Source organism: Streptomyces niphimycinicus (assembly GCF_018883605.1).
GTDB classification, from domain to species: domain Bacteria; phylum Actinomycetota; class Actinomycetes; order Streptomycetales; family Streptomycetaceae; genus Streptomyces; species Streptomyces niphimycinicus.
In genome coordinates this window covers 1-2,362 of sequence record NZ_JAHLEM010001044.1, presented here as the reverse complement: position 1 = coordinate 2,362, position 2,362 = coordinate 1, and the positions used below count along the sequence as shown (strand labels likewise).

General features: G+C 72.4%; 2 protein-coding genes. Both read right to left on the bottom strand.

The window, feature by feature from the left end:
• Nucleotides 1–187 precede the first annotated feature (187 nt).
• Nucleotides 188–1,594: an aspartate aminotransferase family protein gene (locus tag KN815_RS47355; protein ID WP_216347949.1), complete on the bottom strand. Its 1,407-nt coding sequence runs from the start codon at nt 1,592–1,594 to the stop codon at nt 188–190.
• A partial coding sequence (locus tag KN815_RS47350) for a transketolase C-terminal domain-containing protein (protein WP_301184713.1) occupies nt 1,591–2,362 on the bottom strand: 772 nt, incomplete at its 5' end. The genes KN815_RS47350 and KN815_RS47355, both read right to left, overlap by 4 nt.

Below are 2,362 nucleotides of genomic sequence, written 5' to 3'. Positions count from 1 at the left end.
AGCGCGTCCTCCAGCTCCTGGCGGGCCGGGCCGCCGGCGCCGCCCGCGAGCAGGGCGAGCAGCGGCCAGACCCCGGTGGCGGCGAAGACCGTGCCCTGGTCCGCCACGGCGGCCCGCGCCCACCTCGCCGTCATCGTGTTGACGGCCTGTACGGCGGTCGCGTCGATCATGCCGGGTCCCCCATCGGTCAGCGGTTGGCCACCGCCTGCTTGACGAGAGTCCGGCCGAACTCCCACATCAGGCCGCCGCCCTGGTGCGCGTCGTCCATGACCGCGGTGAACGCCTCGACGAACCGGTCGACTTCCCGCTCGCCGATGATCAGCGGCGGGATCAGCTTAATGACCTCCAGATGGTCCCCGGACACCTGGGTGAGGATGCGATGGCGCCGCAGCAGCGGCACCACGACCATCTGCGCGAACAGCCCCTTGCGCGCCGTCTGGAGCATCGCCCACCGGCCGCGCAGCCCCAGTGAGCTGGGCCTGCCGAACTCGATGCCGATCATCAGGCCCCGGCCGCGGACGTCGTGCAGCAGCTCATAGCGGTCCACGAGCGCGGCGAGGCGCTCGCGCAGCAGGTCGCCGGTGCGGCGGGCGTTGGCCACGATCCGCTCGTCCTCCATGACGGCGAGGACGGCGAGCCCGGCCGCCATGGCCTGGGCGTTGGCGCCGAAACTGGCCGAGTGGACCAGCACCCGGTCCATCGAGGAGTAGACCTTCCGGAAGATCCAGTCCTTGCCGAGGGTGGCGCCGACCGGTACGTAGCCGCCGGAGAGCGCCTTGGCCACGCACACCAGATCCGGTTCGACGCCGTCCTCGTGGCTGTAGGCGAAGAAGTCGCCGGTGCGGCCGAGACCGGTCTGCACCTCGTCCGCGATGAGCAGCGCCTTGTGGCGGTGGAGCAGCTCCTGCGCGGCGCGCAGAAAGCCGGGCGGGGTCTGGTGCACCCCCTTGCCCTGGATGGGCTCCACCACGAACGCCGCCACGTCCCCGCGCGCCAGCTCCCGCTCCAGCGCGTCGAGATCGCCCATCTCGATGGCGGTGTCGGGCAGCAGCGGGGCGAACCCCTTGCGGAAGCCGTCCTCGCCGTTGACCGACAGCGAGCCGGTGGTGAGCCCGTGGAAGGCGTGGGCGCAGTAGAGGATGCGCGGCTTACGGGTGGCGTAGCGGGCGAACTTCAGGGCCGTCTCGACGGCCTCGGTGCCGCTGTTGCCGAAGAAGACCCGGTCCAGATGGGGGGCGTGGGCCAGCAGCCGCTCGGCCAGCAGCCCGGGCAGCGGCTGGCAGTCGAAGCGGGTCAGATCGGCCAGGTCGGCGTCCAGGACGTCGTGCAGCGCCTTGCGGACGACGGGGTGGTGGCGGCCCAGGCCCATCACCCCGAAGCCGGCGAGCATATCGAGGTAGTCCTGGCCCTCGTCGTCCCAGAAGTACGCGCCCTCGCCCCGTTCGTAGACCTTGTCGAATCCGATGGTCCGGAGCATCCGGGGCAGTTGGTGGTTGAGATGCCGGGTGTGCAGGTCGTACCGCTCCGAGGCGCGCTCGGCCAGCAGCTTCCCGAGGTCGAAGCCCGAACGCGGCTGCTGCTCGGCTGCTGTCATGCCTGGCTCTCCTTGGCGGCGACGGTACGGGCCCGGGCGGCGGCACGGTCCCCGGCGGCCGTGCCCGCCCGCTCCTGGCGGACCGCGATACGGGTCAGGGCCGCCCCGATCCGGCCCGCGATCTCGGCGGGGGTGAGCCCGATGTCGGCGAGCACCTCACCGCGCTTGGCATGGGCCAGGAACTCCTCGGGGATGCCGAACGTCCGTACCGGCAGGTCGACTTCGGCGTCCCGCAGCGTCTGGGCGACCGCCGCGCCCACCCCGCCGGTGCGCACATTGTCCTCGACGACGGCCACCAGCCGGTGGCGCGCCGCCAGCCCCGGCAACTCGGGGTCGACGGGCTTGACCCAGCGCGGATCCACCACCGTGCAGCCGATACCGCGCTCGGCCAGCAGTTCGGCGGCGCGCAGTGCGACGCCGGCCATGACCCCGGCCGCGACGAGGAGGACGTCCTCGCCCCGGCGCAGGACGTCCATCCCGCCGACGCGGTCGATCGCCGCGATGGGCTGCCCCACCGACTCCTTGGGGAAGCGGATGACGGTCGGCGCGTCGTCCACGTCGATCGCCTCGCGCAATTGGGCGCGCAACTGGTCGGCGTCGCGCGGGGCGGCGATCCGCAGCCCGGGCACCACCTGGAGGACGGACATGTCCCACATGCCGTTGTGGCTCGGCCCGTCGGTGCCGGTGACACCGGCCCGGTCCAGGACGAAGGTCACCCCGCAGCGGTGCAGGGCGATATCCATGAGCAGTTGGTCGAAGGCGCGGCCC